Raw genomic sequence first — 19,681 nt, 5'->3', positions numbered from 1 at the left:
ATACTGGCCGGCTTCAGCCCCGGACCAGCCTGCCTGTATGACCTTCGATTCCCCTCTCAGCGCCTATCGACATGCCATTGAACAACAGGGCTTCGTCCAGGACGATGCGCAATGGAAAGTGGTGCAGGCGCTTGAGCGTTGCCATGGCGCTTTGCATCAGCATCAGACGAAAGTCACCGGGGTTTACCTGTGGGGTCCGGTCGGGCGGGGCAAGACCTGGTTGATGGACCAGTTCTATCAAAGTCTGCGCATCCCGGCCCGCCGTCAGCACTTTCACCATTTCATGGGCTGGGTGCATCAGCGCTCGTTCCAGCTGACCGGCACTGCCGACCCCTTGCAGGCGCTGGCCCGCGAGCTCAGCGCACAGGTGCGGGTGCTGTGTTTCGATGAGTTGTTCGTGAATGACATCGGCGACGCGATCATCCTCGGGCGACTGTTCCAGGTGATGTTCGAGGAGGGGGTGGTCATAGTCTCCACGTCCAATCAGCCGCCGGAACACCTCTATGCCGATGGCTTCAACCGTGACCGATTTCTACCGGCGATTGCCGCGATCAACACTCATATGCAGGTGCTGGCGGTGGATGGCGCAGAAGACCATCGTTTGCATCCGGGTGTCGGGATCCAGCGTTATTGGATCAATAGCTCGGGCCAGCCAGGCCCCACTGGCGAGGTGTTCAAGGGGCTGACTGTCGGGCAAGCGGTTTCCAGTGAAGCGGTGAGCATCGGTTATCGCGCTGTCACGGTCATGCAGTCCAGCGTCACAGTGCTTTGGTGCCGTTATGCCGACCTGTGTGAACAACCCTTTGCGGCAATGGATTTCATGGTTTTGTGCGACAGATTCAGCGCTATTCTTTTAAGTGAAGTGCCCAATCTCAGCGCCCGAAAACGCCCCGGGCGGATTGCCCGCGGTACGGAAGACGGGGTCGAGCGAGTCGACGCTGGCGACCGGGAGTTGCCGCAGTTATCGGTGCATGACGATAGCGTGCGGCGCTTCATCGCCTTGGTCGATGAGTGTTACGACCGTAAGGTGCCGCTGTACATTGAGGCGCAGGTGCCCATGGAATCCTTGTACACCGAGGGTTACCTGGAATTTCCGTTTCGCCGCACCCTCAGTCGGTTGCGGGAAATGCAATTGCAGCGTTTTGGCGCAGTGCATTAGAACCCTGGGAGGTGCCACCGTGGACCAGCCTCTGTCCCACCATTTGCTGACCATGGCCTATCAGAATGCCTGGGCCAATCACCGTTTGGCCAAGGCCTGCGGACAGTTGAGCCAGGCTGAGTTTGTTGCACAGCGTGTCAGCTTCTTTCCGAGCATCAAGGCCACCCTCAATCACATCCTGACCTGCGACTGGTTTTATGTGGATGCCCTGGAGCGAGAACTGCGAGGAGAGTCGCCGCATCCCGATTGTTATGTGTTCTTCACCCAAGACGAACCATTCGACACCAGCGTCGACCTCAAGCGCGAACAGTCCCTGGTGGACCGACGTTTGATCGCCTACTGCGAACCGCTGCAGGACGCGGACCTGGACCGTGTGGTGACCATTGCCCGCGCTCATCCGCAGCGCGATAGCCGCTTGCGTATGCTCGCCCATTTGTTCGAACACCAGCTGCATCACCGTGGTCAGGTCCACGCCATGCTCAGCGGGACTTCGGTCAAGCCGCCGCAACTGGACGAGTTCTTCTGCGCCGGTGAAGCGGCGTTGCGTGCTGAAGACTTTGCTGAACTGGGCTGGACCGAAGAGCAGATTTGGGGATGTAGGACATCAACCCAGACGCTGACGGAATAACCCTAAAGACTACGGCAACTTCATACAGGTATTGTCGGAGCGGGTCCGGCCGCGATAAGGTCCTCTGGCTCTTTCAACCGTCTGGGGACGTGTTGGGGAAGGGTAAATCACTATGCGATCGAGGATGGAAATGGAATCCGCTGAAATTCTGGTACTACAGGCCAGCTATACCAACCCGGTGCATGCCGAGGCGATCAGTCTGGTCCTGAACCACTATGCCGAAGACCCCATGGGCGGTGGCAAGCCGTTGTCGCTCGATGTGTTGCATAACCTGGCCGGCGAGCTGGCCAAGCGTCCTTATGCGTTCAGTGTGCTGGCTTTCGTCGGAGGCGAGCCGGCCGGGCTGGTGAACTGTTTCGAAGGCTTCTCGACCTTCGCCTACCGTCCATTGGTCAATGTGCATGACGTGGCGGTGATGAAGAAATACCGCGGCCTTGGCTTGAGTCAGAAAATGCTGCAAAAGGTCGAGGATATCGCCCGTCAGCGGGGTTGCTGCAAAATCACCCTGGAAGTCCTCGAAGGCAATGCAGTGGCTCAGGCCTCCTACGGTAAGTTCGGTTTCGCCCCAGGGAAGTTCGACCCGGCCCACGGCCGCATGTTGTTCTGGACCAAATCTTTGTAGGAAGATCAGGCGTATATGACTGAGCATACCAGCCTCGATGAACAGCTTCCGGAATCGGCCCATGCTCCAGACAGAGCATGGGCCGTTTTTCTGATTTTCCTGCGCCTGGGGTTGACCTCCTTTGGTGGGCCGGTGGCTCATCTGGGCTACTTTCGAACCGAGTTCGTCCAGCGTCGTCGCTGGCTGAGCGAGTCGGCGTACGCCGAATTGATCGCGCTGTGCCAGTTCTTGCCAGGCCCGGCCAGCAGTCAGGTGGGGATGGCGCTGGGGCTGTCCCGGGCCGGTTACCCTGGGGCGCTGGCTGCCTGGGCCGGTTTTACCTTGCCTTCGGCCATCGTCCTGACGCTGTTGGCCGTGGGCATCGCAAACGGCGGCTGGACACTCCCCGCAGGGTTTTTGCATGGGCTGAAAATCATTGCCGTCGCCGTGGTCGCCCAGGCGGTCTGGGGGATGGCGCGCATGCTCTGTGTCGGACCGATACGCATGTGCATTGCCGGCATCGCCACCTGTTGTGTGCTGCTGTGGCCGACCGCCCTGGTTCAGGTCGGCGTGATGCTATTGGCAGCGGCCTTGGGTGTGGGGTTGCTCAAGCCAGGCGTGAATGTTCAGCAAGACGGATTGTCGATCCGCGTCAGCCGTCCCGCCGCTTGTCTGGTCCTGGGGCTGTTTGTGCTGTTACTGGCGGGATTGCCACTGCTTGCCCGGTTCTGGCCGAGCCAGGTCGTCGCCTTGATCGATGGGTTTTACCGGACCGGTGCGCTGGTGTTTGGCGGCGGGCATGTGATTTTGCCATTGCTGCAGAGCGAAGTGGTGAACCCCGGCTGGGTGAGCAACGATATGTTCCTGGCCGGCTACGCGGCCGCGCAAGCCGTTCCCGGACCACTGTTCACCTTTGCCGCCTTTCTCGGTGGGGCTATCAGCGGCTGGAGCGGCGCTGTGCTCTGTGTCCTGGCGATCTTTGCGCCATCGCTGCTGCTGGTGGTGGGCGTGCTGCCGTTCTGGGAGTCATTGCGCCATAACCGCCGTATGCAGGCGGCCCTGGCCGGGGTCAATGCCGCGGTGGTCGGTTTGCTGTTGGCCGCACTGTATCAGCCATTGTGGACCAGTTCGATTCTTCAACCACTGGACTTCGTCCTTGCGGTACTGGCTTTGCTGGCACTGATGGTCTGGAAATGGCCGCCCTGGCTGGTGGTGCTGGCGGGCGGTTTGTGTGGCGCCGTGATCGGGGCTTGAAGCGAACGGGGGGCTGGAATCAGCCCCCGAAAAGGATTACTTGAGCACGACCGCCGCATCCGCGGGAGTTTGCGGCGTGCGCTTGGGCTTCATCAGGCTGAAGTCGATCAAGGCCTTCTTTTTACTTTCATACGGGTTGCCGATCAGCAACGGGCGCTCTTTGAAGTTGTCGTGGACCAGGCTTTTGCTGTGATCCAGTTCGTCAAAGCTCAATCCGGCCAGGTCGGCCCAGGTATGGATGAAGTGCGAACTGCTGTAAGGGCGGGACAGGTCACCGGTGAAATCCCAATCGTGGCTTTCACGCCATTTCGGTGAAGCCCAGGCCATGAACGGAATGGTGTACATCGGCGCGGTCGGCTTGCCCTCGTTGCGCCCCAGGGTGCTGTGGCCTGGGGAGTCGAATACGTCTTCGCCATGATCGGAAAGGTACAGCAAGAAGCCGTTCGGGTCGGTCTTGGCGTAGTCCTTGATCAGGCTCGACACCACAAAGTCGTTGTACCGCACGGCGTTGTCATAGCTGTTGTAGGTCGGCAACTGGTCGTCGCGCACGCCGGCCGGTACGCCTTTGCGATCGGTGAACGTGTCGAAGGTCGGTGGGTAACGGTACTGGTAGCTCATGTGCGTGCCCAACAGGTGCACGATGATGAGTTTGCGCGGTGCGCCGTCGGCCAATGCCTTGGAGAACGGTTCCAGCACATCGCCGTCGTACTGGCGGGCATTCTGGTTGCGATTGTTATTGAGGTACACCTGCTCGTCGGCCTGTTCGGAGAAGGTCGTGAGCATGGTGTTGCGCTTGGTCATGGTCTGCTGGTTGGTGATCCAGTAAGTCTTGTAACCTGCCTGTTTCATCATGCTGACCAGCGACGGGGTCTTGAGGTACAGGTCCGGGTTTTCTTCGTCGGCGAAGGTCAATACCTGCTGCAAGGCTTCGATGGTATAGGGGCGCGGAGTGATGACGTTATCGAAAACCGTCAACTGGTCCTTGAGCTTGTCCAGTTCCGGGGTGGTTTCCCGAGGGTAGCCATACAGGCTCATGCGCTGACGGTTGGTCGATTCGCCAATCACCAGCACCAGAGTCGCCGGCTGGTTGGCCATGGCGTCCTTGAGGTTATGCAATGGCGGGATCTTGCTGACGTTGTCGAGCATGCCTTGCATGTTTTCCAGTTGCTGGGAGTAGCGGCGCCAGGCAACGACCATCTGCCACGGCACAGCGGGTTCAACCCGGGTTTCGAATTTCTCGATGGCGCCGGCCAGGGTGTCGTTCTTGATCACCTGCCTGACCAATGGATAGCCGATCACGGTGACCAGAATCGCCATGGCCGCGACAAGGGCCTGGCCACGGGGCAGATACACCGGGCGCAAGCGGGTCCAGAGAAATATCGCCAAGGCGCTGTGGGCAAGGAACCCCAGGATGATCCACCAGGCAAAGTATTGGGTTGCGTACTCGCCGGCTTCGGAGATGTTCGATTCGAACATGATGAAGATGACGCTTTGCGAGAACTCTTGCTGATAGACGAAGAAGTAGCCCAGGCTCGCCATCGAACAGGCCCACAACACCACACCGATCAGCGCCGCCAGCAAACGGGTGCGGGCCGGGAACAACAGCATCGGCGCCAGCCACACGGCACTCATCAAGAAGGCTTGACGGAATCCGGCGAAGCCGGAGGTGCCGGTCAGCAGGATCAGCAGTTGGGTAATGCCGGAAAAATACCAGAAGAACAGAAACAGCCAGCCGAGGCCCGCCCAATCAAATTTTTTCGCAGACGTGTTGCTGCGTTTAAACAATGCCATTCAGGGCTCCAGCCGATTAAAGACTTCAACCGCTGGAGATTTCTACGCGCCAGCGACAAAAAACGCTCGAAAGAATGAGCGGCCATAGTGCTAGTAAGTATCGCCAATCCAGTGTGAAAGTTTTGTGAGTCGGGCTGGGCGGGCGCATGGGGGGGTATTTAGTTACCGCACAGGGCCCCGCGAAAGCGCGTTACATCCTGTTGAAGCAGGCCAGGCAGGCCCGCGGCTCAATACATGACGACAGGATGTTGAAATGACAGACACCACGGCAACACAGGAAAAAGCCTCCGACATATTGGCACAGGCGGTCTACCAGGAGTTCAAGGGCCGACCGATTGTGATAACGGCGGCGTTGAAACAATTCAGCGCGGCACTGAACAACAAATACCCCGAACTGAACATCAATGTGTTGACGACAACCCTCAACACACCCAATTGGGTCAGCGGCATAAGGATCACTGAGGGCGCCGATGATGGTAGCGGCCTGGTCGCGGGCGAAGCTACCTGGATCGATGGCTATACCACAACTCCGCTGCTGGAGTTGATGATCCAAAGCATTTGTGCAAAAGCGCAATTGTATTTCACCAGCGAGCACTTTCTGAGCGATGCGAACAACAAGCGCATGGAGGTCGATCTACGCGAAGTCGAAGATCTGTTGCGCAGATTACCCAAGGTAATGGTTCCGGCTCTGCAGCAAGCCTTGACGGAATACTGGAGTGAGCCTGCCGTAGAAGGAACCAGTCGCTGGCAATGGTTCAGCGACGTACTCAAAACGGCACTGCTGGCCAGGATCGAACAGGAGGGTGGCGGGGCGACGACCCTGGATCAGGAACAGATCGACACACTTTTGCAGGTGATCCATTACCCGACCAAACTGGAACGCTCCATTCATTATGGGCAGGCGTGTGCACAGGCGTTTCTGTTCGACTACCTGGCCCGAACAGGGCGTACCACGAGTGCGAGCCTGTCTTACGCTGTGGTGGTGACGCGCAAAATCGAGGATCGGGAGATTGTATTACGCTTTGAACCTCACGGCGCCGTCGAAACCTATGACTCGTTGCAGGCTTTCGCCCATGCACAGGGGATTAAATGGGGACGCAGGATGGAGCTCACGGTACTTGAGCTGCAGCCTTACGAGTCGATGGGCGATGTCTTTGTGACCCAGGCGCAGGCCTTGCTCAACAATCAACTTGAGAGCCTGAGTTCCTTGGGAGCGTTCGAAGGGCAGGATCTCAAGGCCCTGGAAGATCGAACTGCGCGCCTGACGGATCCGGCTCCCTATCTGCTCAAACACAATCCCGATCCTTACGAGCAGAAACTGTATGGCGAAGTCAAAAGCCAGTTGCCCGACTGGATAGATCTTGCAACCCCTGCCGAGACTCAGGAATACAGTCGTTGCATGTTTCGGTTTGGAGTCCTCCAGCAAGCGACAAAAGGCAAGGTATACACCGACGGGCTTCGCGCGACCGAGCAGTTCGCCAAAGACGCCCTGTTGGCGGGGATGGCCAAATATGGTGAAACCCTGGACCCGGATACGCTCAAGATCACTCAGACCCGATACATTGCCGATGCACCGGGGGCTCCCACCGGAAGCGCAATCACCGAGACTGACAGTCTTACACGCCGTGCCATGAAAGGTCTGGCGGGGCTGCTGCATTTCAAGACGACGATCAAGTCTGCAGATGGAAATGCACTTCCCGCGTGGGTAACCGAGGACAATTTGCGCAGCTTGATCGCCGACGTCGACATTGGCCGACACTACCCCGAAGAAGTCAGGAAAGTCTTGCTTGAGGATCTCGAGCGCAGACCAGGCCGTGAAAAGCTCTACGCCGACCAGCAGCGAGTCCAAATCGCGGGAAGACGGTGACAATGAGCCGATAAAAGAATTTGCGTTCAATCTGCTGATTCCGCTGGCCGCCGTTTTACTGACTCACCGTTTGACCTCTGATTCGCAAGGGTCGATCACGCCTTTCGAACCCCATGCGACTTTGCCTCGATCGAGCGAAGTCGAAGTGATGATCAGACCTGCTATCGGACCGGGAGCGGCGGGAGCCATTACCGACAGCGTGCTGGATTTCTCCACGCCGGTTTCCGCCAATTCACGTCAATTGCTTGAACGTTTTATCAGTATCAATCAGGAGGCCGTCGGTCCGGTCATTACCGCGCCAGCGCCCAGAGGGATTGAGGTGGTTGAAGGGCGCTGGTACGCAAAAGTACCGGGGCGTATCAGTGGTCACGGTTGGGCGCGGGTGTCTCCTGCCCAAGGCGGGAATGTCGTGGTGCTTGATAACCTAGGGATGCCGATCAATTGGCTGGAGCTGAAAAACAATGGCCAGGATCTTTGGGATATAGCACCGGAATTTCGTGTACGTGGAGGCGCCGCCACTCCCGCATAGGAAACCGGTCGTCAAGCCTGCTAAAAAACCGAATAAAAAAGTGTTCAAAAGCCGCAACCAGCAGACGCTGGTCGGCGATTTTTCTGGGGGGCAAGCAGGTGAGCCGCAGGAAGTGAGCATGAGTGACCCGCTGGGGGGGCAACCGATCAGCTATTACAAAGCTGAAGGCCAGGAGAATTGGCAAGCACGAGTCGAACAGCCGGCAGCGCCTGTGAGGCCCGGTCCAGGCTTAGCCGGTCTGACGGCTAAGGGAAGGCAACAGCTCGCCGATGTGGATACCTTCATCGAATGGGTGAAAAGACCAACGAACAGCGCGCCGGAGCCTGTCAGTCTGCAAGAAATGCTGGAGAACCGGGCCAGAGAGCTGGAGAAAACGGCCAGTGAGATCGGTCAGGGCCTGGCGGCGCACAGCGAGCAGGAACGCTTGCCGGCCACTACTGAGGTGCAAACCCGACTAAGTCAGCAAAGCGCGAGGTTGACGCTGGAGGCCAGGTTGCTGCGTATCAAGGCGTCCAGGGAATTGCCTCCGAGTGCAGGGCGCTTTCAGTATCTGTTGGAGCAGGGAGAAGTCAGCGTTGCCGAGCCGCTCTGGACGGACAAAAGCACCGCCAGGGAAGCGGACTTCCTGCTGGAGTACGCCATCCTCGACGAGAAAAAAATCAATGCGAGAGGGGAGAAGGAGGTGTTGTGGTACGCGCATTTTCACTGCCCGGCCAGAAGTACCCGTTTCATCAACAAAGGCCACTTGAAGCTGAAGGCCTTGAGATTCAAGACCTATCAGGACCAGTTGAACGAGGCACGCAACGGTGAGCAGGTCCGAGCCATCAAGGCCGGGGACCTCAGCCAGAAATTTGCCGATCAGTACTTTTTCAAGACCGGCAATTAATGGTCGTGGCGGGTCTTGCTCCCAGGGGCAGGGCCCGCAGATCAATCAATCCGGCGAGCGAACCAGGGTACGAGGCGTCAGATCTTCAAACCCCAGGGCCTGCAATTGCTGGCGCAGTTGCGCCACCTGGTAGATCAATTGCTCGCGTTCGTCTTTGATTTGGCGCAGTTCGTCACGACGAATGGTGACGTAAAGAGTTTGTGCAGGACGTGCGGAAAGTACGGTACCCATTGCTCACCTCGCAAATGGTGTGTCACAACTGTGGTTCCGCCGCTCGAGTCTGAGGGTCGGACCACCATCGGGGCAGATTCTGATTTCTTTTTCTCATAAAGGGAACTTTTTTATTTTTTATTGTTCGTGTGTCTTCGGCATGATTTCTGACGTTATCCGGCGTATTGGGCCGTTTGATGGGAAACTATGTCCAGACGCTCTGGACTAACCCTCATTAGCCTCCTTGAGCTATAACCTTTTTCACGTATTTATTTGTAGTTGGGAGCATCGGCACATGCAACTGGGGATTATTGGACTGGGCCGCATGGGCGGCAATATTGCGCGACGCTTGATGCTCGATGGGCACACCACCGTGGTCTACGACCGCAACACTGCGTTCGTCAGCGCCTTGAGTGAAGAGGGGGCTACTGGCGTCGTGGACTTGCCGGCACTGGTCGGCGCCCTGGAAAAACCTCGGGCAGTCTGGGTGATGCTGCCGGCCGGCGCACCGACCGAAGAGACCATCGACACCCTGAGCCAATTGCTCGATGCCGACGATGTGATCATCGACGGCGGCAACACCTTCTATAAGGACGACATCCGTCGCGCCAAGGCGTTGTCGGAAAAAGGCATTCGTTACATCGACGTCGGCACCTCCGGTGGCGTCTGGGGCCTGGAGCGCGGTTACTGCATGATGATCGGCGGCGATAGCGACGTGGTCAAACGCCTTGATCCGCTGTTCGACAGCCTGGCACCGGGCCTGGGCGACATTCCGCGAACCAGGGACCGGGTCGCCGAGGATGATCGCGCCGAACGCGGTTACATCCACGCCGGACCCGCGGGCTCGGGGCACTTCGTGAAGATGATTCACAACGGCATCGAGTACGGCATGATGCAGGCCTTCGCCGAAGGTTTCGACATCCTCAAGACCAAGTCTTCGGAAAACCTGCCGGAAGACCAGCGTTTCGACTTGAATGTCGCCGACATCGCCGAAGTCTGGCGTCGCGGCAGCGTGGTGTCGTCCTGGTTGCTGGACCTGACCGCTGACGCCCTGGCCAGCGATCCGAAGCTCGACGGTTACTCCGGCGCGGTGGCTGACAGTGGGGAGGGGCGCTGGACCATTGAAGCCGCCATGGAGCAATCGGTGCCGGTGCCGGTGCTGTCCAACTCGCTGTTCGCGCGCTTCCGCTCGCGGCAACAAAGCACCTACGGTGACAAACTGCTGTCGGCCATGCGCTTCGGCTTTGGCGGCCATGTCGAGACCCCGAAAAAATGACGGCACGGCGAAAAAAGAACAAGGCCCAACCTGCACCGCCGACCACGCTGTTCCTGTTCGGCGCCCACGGTGACCTGGTCAAGCGTCTGCTGATGCCGGCGCTGTACAACCTCAGCCGTGACGGTTTGCTCAGCGATGGCTTGCGCATCGTCGGAGTCGACCACAACGCTATCAGCGATGCGGACTTCGCCAAGAAGCTCGAAGACTTCATTCGTACCGAGGTGGCTAACAAAGTCGGCAAAGGCGAGGAGACTCTGGACCCCGCGTTGTGGGCCAGGCTGGCGAAGAACATCAGCTATGTACAGGGCGACTTCCTCGACGACAGCACCTACCAGGCCCTGGCGGCGAAAATCGCCGCCAGTGGCACTGGTAACGCAGTGTTCTACCTGGCGACCGCGCCGCGCTTTTTCAGCGAAGTGGTGCGTCGTCTGGGCTCTTGCGGCCTGCTCGAAGAAACCCCGGAAGCCTTTCGCCGGGTGGTGGTAGAAAAACCCTTCGGCTCCGACCTGCAAACCGCCGAAGCGCTGAACGCCTGCCTGCTCAAGGTCATGACCGAGAAGCAGATCTTCCGGATCGATCACTACCTGGGCAAGGAAACGGTCCAGAACATTCTCGTCAGCCGGTTCTCCAACAGCCTGTTCGAGGCCTTCTGGAACAACCATTACATCGACCACGTGCAAATTACCGCGGCGGAAACCGTCGGAGTCGAGACTCGCGGCAGTTTCTACGAAACCACCGGCGCGTTGCGCGACATGGTGCCCAACCACTTGTTCCAGTTGTTGGCGATGGTCGCGATGGAGCCGCCGGCGGCGTTTGGCGCCGATGCGGTGCGTGGGGAAAAAGCCAAGGTTATCGGCGCGATCCGCCCTTGGTCCACCGAGGAGGCACGAGCCAATTCCGTGCGCGGCCAGTACGCGGCGGGCGAACTCGACGGCGAGCCGGTGGCCGGTTACCGCGATGAGCCGAAAGTGGCGCCCGACAGCAGTATAGAAACCTATGTAGCCCTCAAGGTCATGATCGATAACTGGCGTTGGGTCGGGGTGCCTTTTTACCTGCGCACCGGCAAACGCATGAGCGTGCGCGATACGGAAATCTGCATCTGCTTCAAGCCTGCGCCCTATGCCCCGTTCCGCGATACCGAAGTCGATGAGTTGCAACCGACCTATCTGCGGATCCAGATCCAGCCCAACGAAGGGATGTGGTTCGACCTGCTGGCAAAACGCCCCGGGCCGGCCCTGGACATGGCCAACATCGAGCTGGGGTTCGCCTACAAGGACTTCTTCGAGATGCAACCGTCCACCGGTTACGAGACGCTGATCTACGACTGCCTGACAGGTGACCAGACGCTGTTCCAGCGTGCCGACAACATCGAGAATGGCTGGCGCGCCGTGCAACCGTTCCTCGATGCCTGGAAAGAAGACTCCAACGTTCAGACCTACCCGGCAGGTGAAGACGGTCCGGCCTCGGCAGAGGAACTGCTGACCCGTGACTGTCGCGTCTGGCACGGCCTCGGATGAGTGAGTTAACCCTACAGCCCATCCAGTTTTTGCTCAGTGACATGGACGGCACCTTGTTGCTTCCTGACCACAGCCTCAGTCAGCGCACCCTCTCGGCGGTTCGGGCGCTGCGTGAGGCCGGGGTGTTCTTCAGCCTGGCGACCGGCCGACCGCCCAGGGCCATGCTGCAGCAGATCGAAGCCTTGGGCGTCGATCTGCCGACGGCGGCGTTCAATGGCGGCACCATCGTTCACCCGGATGGCAGCTTTCTGGTCGCCCATCACCTGCCACGTGACGCTGCAATCACCAGCCTGGAGCTATTTTCCACGCAGCCGGAGGTGGAGGTCTGGGTTTTCGCCGACGGCGCCTGGCTGCTGCGTGAGAACGGCCCGATGGTTGCTCGTGAACAGCACAGCCTGGGTTATCCGCCCGTGACGGTCGAGAGTTTCGAACCCTATCTGGAGCGCATCGACAAAATCGTCGCCGCCAGCGCCAACGGGCAATTGTTGATTGAGCTGGAAGCTCGGCTGCAATCCGAAATCGAGGGGCAGGCCCAGGTTTCGCGTTCGCAACCGATCTATCTGGACGTGACCGCGATGCAAGCGACCAAAGGGCATGCGCTGGCCACCCTGGCCGAATTCCTGGGTGTGACACTGGCGCAGACAGCGGCCATCGGCGATGGCGGCAACGACCCGCCGATGTTTCATCGCGCCGGGTTGTCGATTGCCATGGGGCAGGCGGAGGAGGAGGTGAAACATCAGGCCGACGTGGTCACCGGCAGCAATATCGAGGATGGCGCGGCAGAGGCCATCGAGCGGTTTATTCTGGGCGCAGATCCACTCATGTAGGAGCGAGCTTGCTCGCGATGGACGTTAACGATAACGCGTGTTTTCTGAATAAACGCGTCGTCCTTGAGTCCATCGCGAGCAAGCTCGCTCCTACAGTCGGTGCAATTACCTCAGAGCCAATAACTCACCGCATACCACCCCAACACCCCCATCACCACGGTATACGGCAGCGCCATCCAGACCATCCGCCCGTACGAAAGACGAATCAACGGCGCAATCGCCGACGTCAGCAGAAACAGAAAGGCCGCTTGCCCATTCGGGGTCGCCACGCTGGGCAGGTTGGTGCCGGTGTTGATGGCGATCGCCAGGGTTTCGAAGTGTTCGCGGCTCATATGACCGGAAAGGAACGCCTGCTTGACCTCAGTGATGTAAATCGTCGCCACGAACACGTTATCGCTGATGGCCGACAGCAGGCCGTTGGCGATAAACAGCATGCCGGGTTGCTGCTCTGGCGGCAGGGCCAGCACCCACTGAATCAACGGGGTGAACAACTGTTGATCGTGAATCACCGCGACCACCGCGAAAAACACCACCAGCAACGCGGTAAACGGCATTGCATCCCTGAAGGCATTGCCGATTCGGTGCTCCTCGGTGATGCCGGTGAACGAGGTGATCAGCACGATCACCATCAAGCCGATCAAACCAACCTCAGCGATGTGAAACGCCAGCCCGCCAATCAGAATCAATGCCGCCAGGCCCTGGACCAGCAGTGCCGCTCGTTGGCGTTGGGTGCGTTCGGCGTTGTCTTCAGCGGCATAGTTGGCCAGTACCGCGCGGACGTTGTCCGGCAGCAAGGTGCCGTAACCGAACCAGCGCAGCTTCTCCAGCAGCACGCAGGTCACCAGGCCTGCCACCAGCACCGGCAGCGAGACCGGAGCGATCTTCAGGAAGAATTCGGCGAAGTGCCAGCCCATCTCATGGCCGATCAGCAGGTTCTGCGGTTCGCCCACCAGTGTGCACACACCGCCCAACGCCGTACCCACCGCGCCATGCATCAGCAGGCTGCGCAGGAAAGCGCGGAATTGTTCGAGGTCTTCGTAGTGCAGCTTCGGCAGGTGCCGATCATCGCTGAACTCGCTGTCCTGCCGCGGATCATTGCCCGAGGCCACGCGGTGATAGACCGAGTAAAACCCCACCCCGGCGCTGATGATCACGGCGGTTACGGTCAAGGCATCGAGAAACGCCGACAGAAACGCTGACAGGAAGCAGAACATCAATGCCAGCAGCGCCTTGGAGCGCACTCCCAGCAACAGGCGCGAGAACAGGAACAGCAGCAGGTCTTTCATGAAGTAGATGCCGGCCACCATGAACATCAGCAGCAGGATCACCGGGAAGTTGTGCAGCAGTTCGTCATACAGCGCCTGGGGCGTAGTCATGCGCAGCAGCAAGGCTTCGACCAGCAACAGTCCGCCGGGCAACAGCGGGTAGCACTTGAGCGCCATGGCCAGGGTGAAAATGAACTCCACCACCAGCAGCCAACCGGCGGCCACCGGGCCGACGGTCCAGAGCACCAGCGGGTTGAGGATCAGGAACGCGACAATGCTTGCCTTGTACCAGCGTGGCGAGTGCCCGAGAAAATTGTGCGTGAACGCCTGGACCATTGAACCGGACATCGACAACTCCTTGCATTGAGAAGCGCGCAAGGTGCCGTAAGCGAAGGGGAAGATCAAGTGTGTGGCGATCCCGTACGCCCGCGGTTTCGTGGGTGTACATAAATCCCTCGTAGATACTCTGTTGCCGGCCTGTCTCCTGAGTAGGTACACAGATCAACTGTGGGGCTCACGCGGTCTCTTCGCAGGCGCTGCCGCAGGCTGCGATCTTTTGATCTTCAGCTTCGGTTGGCACGGGAAAGATCGCAATTTGCGCCGGGAGGTAACTATGTAGTGCCCGCTTGAACCATAAGTGCCGTTAGCTGTTCTCTTTCCAGGGATGAAAGGCAGCATGTGATGGACAACAACGTATTACTCCCCAGTGACCCGCCTGTGGCGGGGCGACTCGATCTCTCCACCAGCCGACCGGCCTCTGCCCCGGAGCCGACAGCGGCTTCCCGGACAGCAGCCGGTCTGGCGGCTTTTCTTGAAGCCGGCAGTCAGCCCGATCTTGCATTGAACCGCCTGGAAGCGGCGATCAGTAGTGCAAGACTGGCCAGTAACGCCTTGCGCGCACTTCTCACCCGGATGCCAGGGTTGCGCTCGGTGGTCCATGGGCAACTGGCTGGAGCCTGGGGCGTTGATCCGGATCAGCTATTGCTGACCTTCAGAGAGCCGCCCGACGCCAGACCTGTGGTCTATACATTGACCCAAGTAGCGGCGAACTCCCTGCGTGCAGGCCTGGTCGCCAGCGGGTTTGATACACGGGTGACGGGACCCGCGATCAACCAGGCATTCAGACTCACAGCACAGGAACTGTTGACTGAGGTGGCTGCAGTCGACCTTGCTGGTGCCCTGAAAAAGGCCTTGAACCTTTATTGGAAAGGGCTGGCGGATGGTTCGGCGTTATCCCGTGAGGCGCAGGCTGGTCAATTGCGTGCTGAACTGTTCAGGGCCCAGGCAGATCTGGCACACGGCATTGGCGAATTGTCGGCTGAGGGTCTGAGCATGGTGCAGGCGGTATTCGATGCGCCGACACCCGACCAGCGCAGGGATGCCGGTGCAGAACTGGCGCGCCTTGAAGTATTCGAGCTGTGTCTCAAGGGCCTGGATCAAACACCTGTGCCGTTCAGCGGATGTTTGTTGATCAGTCAGCCGGGGCGACAAGTACTGTTCATGCCAGGTCTGGAACAACCCTTTGTTGATACCTTGAACCGCAGTGCCCTTGAGGACAGGGTCAGGGCCTTGTTGAACTCCCCGCAAAGACATCTGCTCTGGCAGATGCTGCCACTTGAGCGGCGACGGCAGTTGCTTTTCGGTTTTTCCACAGAGCAACGGCTACTGCCGTTTGTACTGGACCACCGGCCAGTGACCGGCCATGCCCTTAATCACAGCATGATCCAAAGCATCCGTACGCAAGCTCGCAATGAGTTCAAAAGCGCGTGGGAGGACAATCTGCTCCTGTTGTTCATGGAACCTGAGCCGGCACTCAGTAAACAGGGGGGCCTGCAGATTACTGACCGTCTCCAGGGCTACCGGGCGGGTATTGCGACTGCATCCGTATCTCGGGCCATCTCCTTGGCCATTGGCCAACAGATTGCCCTCGGTATCGAACGAGCTGACGACGATCTGTCTTTCGGTAGCCTGGCGCCCGAGCTGGCCGTGGCTATGCGCAGGAAAAAAATCGAGCGACACGAACGCAACGTGCTCGTCCTGCTGGAAGAGTACGGCTCGGAAAAGGACACTTCGCCATTCAGCCAATGCCTCAAACGCCAGGCAGCGTTGCAAGCCAACCGCTTGAATGCGCAGCAGGTTCTGGAGGGGCTCGGGGAAAATCTGACCAGCCCGGCATTCTGGACGCAGCGGCTGGAGCAGACAGGGCGCGATCGCCAGGAGGAAATAGCTTTCTGGCGAACAGCCGCACTCTATGAGGAGGCGGATTTCCAGCTGGTGGAGGGCCAGCTGGACGAAGTCGATGTCGCGCGGCTGGGTACGGTGCTGCATGCCAGTGCCGAGCTTGATCCGCAGCAGAGTGAAACTCAGGTCCTGAGTATCTCGATCGGCCCGCATGATGGTGGGTACGAGTTGGCCGGCGCGCTGGTGGTGACCAGCTGGAGCGCCATGCGAAACCCCGATGCTGCTCATTCGTCCTTGCTCTACCTGCCGGGAACGAATGGAGGCCTGGAGAAATTCCACTCATTGGCGGCGTTGAAGCTTCGCCTCGGGTGTGCCTTGCGGGGTCAGTACGGTGCGTACCTCTGGAGCTATATCAGTGTTGCCGATCAGCAGGCCGTCAGCGATCTGCTGAACATTCTGCCGGTTGCCACGCCAGCCCCCTTGTCGTTAGCGGCAATCAAGGGGCCGGCAATGGAGCACGGCGTACGCCGCCAGCTGGCCAGTTACCGGCGGAGCCTGCTCGAGGTGGCAGCTGATCCACTCGCCCTTGCAGAGGTCGGTCAAGCGTTGGAGCGCAATCTGCGGGTGCCTGAGCATGCGGCCAGGGATCAGGCGTTCGACAATATCGCCATGGCGCGCCTGAGTCTGTCGGTGATTGAAAAAGAGCATGAGTGGTTGTTGAAAGTGGCGCCCAAGGTGCACGAGGAATATGTGGCGTTGTTGGCTCAATACGCTCAAAGCAGCAACATCCTGGCGGTGAAACTGCAGACCATGCCGACATTGCTGGATTTCGCCCGAGACAGGCTCAAGGAACAGCTGGAAAAGGATGGCCTTGCGGATCTGGACATTGAGGCGCCGCTGCTCGATATCCCCGATCACGCCTCGGCAACGCTGATCTCCGGCAGGTTCACCGACAAGATTTTGTTATACCTCGGGCTGCGCGAAGACATCCTCGTCAGCAAAACACGGCAGGACTACAGTCTGCTGCAACTGGCCCTGGAGAACATCGATCGGCAGTCGCTCAACTCGTTGCGCATGGGTCAGGTGCGGGTACTCGATAAGCGTTGGGAAGCGCAGCTGAATGGACATTACCTGGTGACAACCATCAGTGGCCTGGATGTTCTCGGGCAGTACGAGAAACTGATTTTTCAGACCTGCTACGGCAAGCCCGGCCCGGCCACTACCCAGACGGAGTCGGTCGCGGCGCAGCTCATGACCCGACCTTACCGGCAGAGGGCTGAGCTGGAGTTGCTGCTGGCTCGCCTGAAAGGGCTGTCGCCTGCCGCGATTGGTTTGTTCGAGACGGCCCTTGCTGCCCGAGAAGCCAGTGACCTGCAGAAGAACAACTTTGATATTGAGTTGCGTGCCCCGGTGCTGGCGCACGTTGGAGCCTGGATTCATCAGACTTATCTGAACGCTATTGTGCTGATTCATGACAAGGTAACCGGCAAGACCTTGCTCTATATCAGTACGTTCGACAGCGGCCAATGCCTGATCGAGCACGACCGGCTGCAAGCTGCCGAAGACTATCTGATGAGCTTGATCAGAGATCCGGTCAGATTCAAACCCTGGGCGAAAAAAATTGATCCCGACATCGACTTCAATGCGCTACAAAAGGTCATCGACAGCACCGTGAATCACCATCCACAGCGTTGGCTGACCTCCGTCAGACTTGAACTCTGTGAACTGGTGCTGATACTGGCCCATTTTTATGTTTATCGGCTGCTGGACAGGGCGGGTTTGCTCGGCCGCTCCAAGACCGATCTCGATGCTCTGCGCCAGCAGGAGGACTCCACCCGGAACTGGGGCTATATCAGAATGGGGCTTGCACTGGTGCCGGTGGCGCAGACAGGCGTGAGTTTCCATGAGTTGTTTCAAGCTATCGGTCGTCTATATCGAGGCGGCAGCCAGGAGCAAATCCTTGAAAATGTCGAAACCGTTGTGCTGTCATCCCTTGAAATCCTGATCAGTCTCATACCGGTTTCGTGGGGGGCAGCTAAAGTCGGCGCATTGAAGACCTCGTTGAGCAGCCTCAAGCGTCAACAACTTCTCAAGACCAATGGTCGAGCCGCATTGCGTCAGGCAACCCGCGGCAAGAAGCACTATGTCATGACCTCCTTTGATGGCTATGAATCCGGGATTTCCCTGGACGGCGCTGTGGCTCTCACCGGGCCCGTCGACCAAGGCAGCTATATGAAGAATGGCGTGCAGCTGATTCCCAGGAACGGCCGTACTCACGAGGTTTACAGAGGAGCGGGCGTTCTGGTTCTGAAGAAAACCGCCAAGCGTCAGGTTGAGCGAGCGGTAAAGCTCGATGAGTTCGCAGAGTGGCAGTTTCAGGCCGCTCACGGTCTGGCCGGAGGCAGTGGCCGCGGGCCGCGCAAGCGACCGGGTTCGCCGCAGCCAGGGCCGAGTCGAGGCAACACACCTGCCTCTCGGGGGCCCGTTGTCAGGACGACCGAAGGTGGGAGTCCAGTGTCAAAACCACTTGATCAGGCCTTGGTCGAGGCTATTTTTGAACAGCAATTACGGGTTGAGCCTCTTCCTGCAGATTGGAGACTCAAGGAGTTCGACCAGCTCATCCGTAACCCCGGTCCGATTGAGACTTACACGGTTACAGGCCGGTATCGTCAGTTCCAGGCGATAAAAATAGGCCCGTTTCATTATGAGGTGCTTTTAACCTCTGATCCCTCACTGGTTTTTGTGAAATCCCCGGGAACATTATCAGCCTGGGATATTCTGGATTTACACCATTGGGTCGACGGCCCAGTGTCCGAGCAGCCTCTGCCGGCGTATTTTTCCAGCCCGGGAAAAAAATGGTTTCCGCTCGATCCTTTGCTAGAGCAGGGCAAGCACCTTCACGAGGCGATCCATAGAGCGCTCCCGACGCTGACACAAGACACCAGCAAAGCCATCGAGGCCTGGCTGGTCGCCCGTCAGGACCCGTCAAGTGGCGCAATCACCGGAAACAAGCTGGCAAATTACTGGCAGGCGCAAAGGAGCTGGAACCGGGGTTCGGCGATCGAGATAACACCGCTCAACCTTCTGGAAAACCTCGATGCCATTACGGTCACGGGGAAGCACATGTCGATCAGACAGCTCAAGCCGATTCCCTATGGAGAACTTGAGGGCATTGATTTCAGACTGGATGCAGGGAGAGCGGCGAGGTTTACCGGGACACAGTGGAAGGGCCTGCCCGCACAGGGTAAAAACGCCCGGGCAAGTACCGTTGTTCAAGAGAAACTGACGGAGCTGGGATTCGTTCATGAAAGCCTGGTAGGTCCCAGCAGTTCAGGGGCAAGCAATGCTCTGCTGGCCAGGCTCCCGGGCAGTGAGACTATTTACTGCATAGTGGTAAGGCACGCGCGGTATACGACGATGAAACTGTATGGCAAAGACTATCTTGTTTTGTCGAACGGCTGGATAGAACGATTACTTGGAATGTATCCGGCAAAGGACCATCCGTTGGTGGGGGATCTTGCGGTGGCTTACCGTAACAATAAAATCATCAGGATGGTTGCCGGGGTGCAGCCCAGAAAAGCCAATGGTGGCACCTTGCACAAGGTAGAGACGCAAGTACCGACTGATTGGGTGATTTTTTTCCGAAGGTTGGAGTTCCTATCGCAAGTATCGGCGTAGGCACTCCTTGCC

General features: G+C 58.6%; 14 protein-coding genes. 11 read left to right on the top strand and 3 right to left on the bottom strand.

All coding sequences use genetic code 11. The features are described 5' to 3' along the window. Nucleotides 1-37 precede the first annotated feature (37 nt). The 4 genes from zapE (at nucleotide 38) to chrA (ending at nucleotide 3,642) form a co-directional block, all read left to right on the top strand. On the top strand, nucleotides 38-1,159 hold the full coding sequence (zapE, locus tag F8N21_RS09065; RefSeq protein ID WP_150641803.1) for a cell division protein ZapE: 1,122 nt from the start codon (nucleotides 38-40) through the stop codon (nucleotides 1,157-1,159). 19 nt (nucleotides 1,160-1,178) lie between these two features. Next, nucleotides 1,179-1,787 (top strand): DinB family protein, encoded by a 609-nt coding sequence (locus F8N21_RS09060; RefSeq protein ID WP_150641802.1) that lies wholly within the window; start codon nucleotides 1,179-1,181, stop codon nucleotides 1,785-1,787. A gap of 130 nt (nucleotides 1,788-1,917) precedes the next feature. Continuing rightward, entirely contained in the window at nucleotides 1,918-2,409 is a 492-nt protein-coding gene (locus F8N21_RS09055) for a GNAT family N-acetyltransferase (RefSeq protein ID WP_150641801.1), read from the top strand. 15 nt (nucleotides 2,410-2,424) lie between these two features. Next, entirely contained in the window at nucleotides 2,425-3,642 is a 1,218-nt protein-coding gene (gene chrA / locus F8N21_RS09050; protein ID WP_150641800.1) for a chromate efflux transporter, read from the top strand. Between the two features lie 36 nt (nucleotides 3,643-3,678). On the opposite strand, the gene F8N21_RS09045 is transcribed toward chrA, so the two are convergent. Beyond that, entirely contained in the window at nucleotides 3,679-5,433 is a 1,755-nt protein-coding gene (locus F8N21_RS09045; RefSeq protein ID WP_150641799.1) for a phosphoethanolamine transferase CptA, read from the bottom strand. A 253-nt stretch (nucleotides 5,434-5,686) separates the two neighbouring features. On the opposite strand from F8N21_RS09045, the gene F8N21_RS09040 reads away from it, so the two are divergent. The 3 genes from F8N21_RS09040 to F8N21_RS09030 are packed head-to-tail and all read left to right on the top strand — an operon-like array spanning nucleotide 5,687 to nucleotide 8,715. After that, a complete protein-coding gene (locus F8N21_RS09040) occupies nucleotides 5,687-7,300 on the top strand; it encodes a hypothetical protein (RefSeq protein ID WP_150641798.1) in 1,614 nt (537 codons plus the stop codon). Further along, nucleotides 7,248-7,829: a hypothetical protein gene (locus F8N21_RS09035; protein WP_150641797.1), complete on the top strand. Its 582-nt coding sequence runs from the start codon at nucleotides 7,248-7,250 to the stop codon at nucleotides 7,827-7,829. The genes F8N21_RS09040 and F8N21_RS09035 overlap by 53 nt, the downstream gene beginning before the upstream one ends. Next, the gene (locus F8N21_RS09030) at nucleotides 7,798-8,715 is read left to right on the top strand and encodes a hypothetical protein (RefSeq protein ID WP_150641796.1); all 918 of its coding nucleotides are present in this window, start codon (nucleotides 7,798-7,800) and stop codon (nucleotides 8,713-8,715) included. Before F8N21_RS09035 ends, F8N21_RS09030 begins: the two co-directional genes overlap by 32 nt. Nucleotides 8,716-8,760: 45 nt before the next feature. Here the strand turns inward: F8N21_RS09030 and F8N21_RS09025 are convergent, their stop codons facing one another. Continuing rightward, the gene (locus F8N21_RS09025; protein WP_150641795.1) at nucleotides 8,761-8,946 is read right to left on the bottom strand and encodes a DUF6026 family protein; all 186 of its coding nucleotides are present in this window, start codon (nucleotides 8,944-8,946) and stop codon (nucleotides 8,761-8,763) included. Between the two features lie 274 nt (nucleotides 8,947-9,220). On the opposite strand from F8N21_RS09025, the gene gnd reads away from it, so the two are divergent. From gnd to F8N21_RS09010, 3 genes are read left to right on the top strand one after another with little or no spacing between them, the layout of a single operon-like run. Next, nucleotides 9,221-10,201: a phosphogluconate dehydrogenase (NAD(+)-dependent, decarboxylating) gene (gene gnd / locus F8N21_RS09020; RefSeq protein ID WP_150641794.1), complete on the top strand. Its 981-nt coding sequence runs from the start codon at nucleotides 9,221-9,223 to the stop codon at nucleotides 10,199-10,201. Next, on the top strand, nucleotides 10,198-11,718 hold the full coding sequence (gene zwf / locus F8N21_RS09015) for a glucose-6-phosphate dehydrogenase (protein ID WP_150641793.1): 1,521 nt from the start codon (nucleotides 10,198-10,200) through the stop codon (nucleotides 11,716-11,718). The genes gnd and zwf overlap by 4 nt, the downstream gene beginning before the upstream one ends. Further along, on the top strand, nucleotides 11,715-12,545 hold the full coding sequence (locus tag F8N21_RS09010; protein WP_150641792.1) for an HAD family hydrolase: 831 nt from the start codon (nucleotides 11,715-11,717) through the stop codon (nucleotides 12,543-12,545). The genes zwf and F8N21_RS09010 overlap by 4 nt, the downstream gene beginning before the upstream one ends. Before the next feature lie 110 nt (nucleotides 12,546-12,655). On the opposite strand, the gene nhaB is transcribed toward F8N21_RS09010, so the two are convergent. Further along, nucleotides 12,656-14,158, bottom strand: coding sequence for a sodium/proton antiporter NhaB (gene nhaB, locus F8N21_RS09005; RefSeq protein WP_150641791.1), 1,503 nt, complete (start codon nucleotides 14,156-14,158; stop codon nucleotides 12,656-12,658). Between the two features lie 333 nt (nucleotides 14,159-14,491). Here nhaB and F8N21_RS09000 point away from each other — a divergent pair, with 333 nt between their 5' ends. Then, a complete protein-coding gene (locus F8N21_RS09000) occupies nucleotides 14,492-19,669 on the top strand; it encodes a dermonecrotic toxin domain-containing protein (protein ID WP_150641790.1) in 5,178 nt (1,725 codons plus the stop codon). Nucleotides 19,670-19,681: the final 12 nt, after the last annotated feature.

It is taken from the genome of Pseudomonas fluorescens, from assembly GCF_902497895.1.
Taxonomy (GTDB): Bacteria; Pseudomonadota; Gammaproteobacteria; order Pseudomonadales; family Pseudomonadaceae; genus Aquipseudomonas; species Aquipseudomonas fluorescens_BP.
Note: the sequence above shows the minus strand (reverse complement) of the source record. Positions and strands in the feature narration are given on the sequence as shown.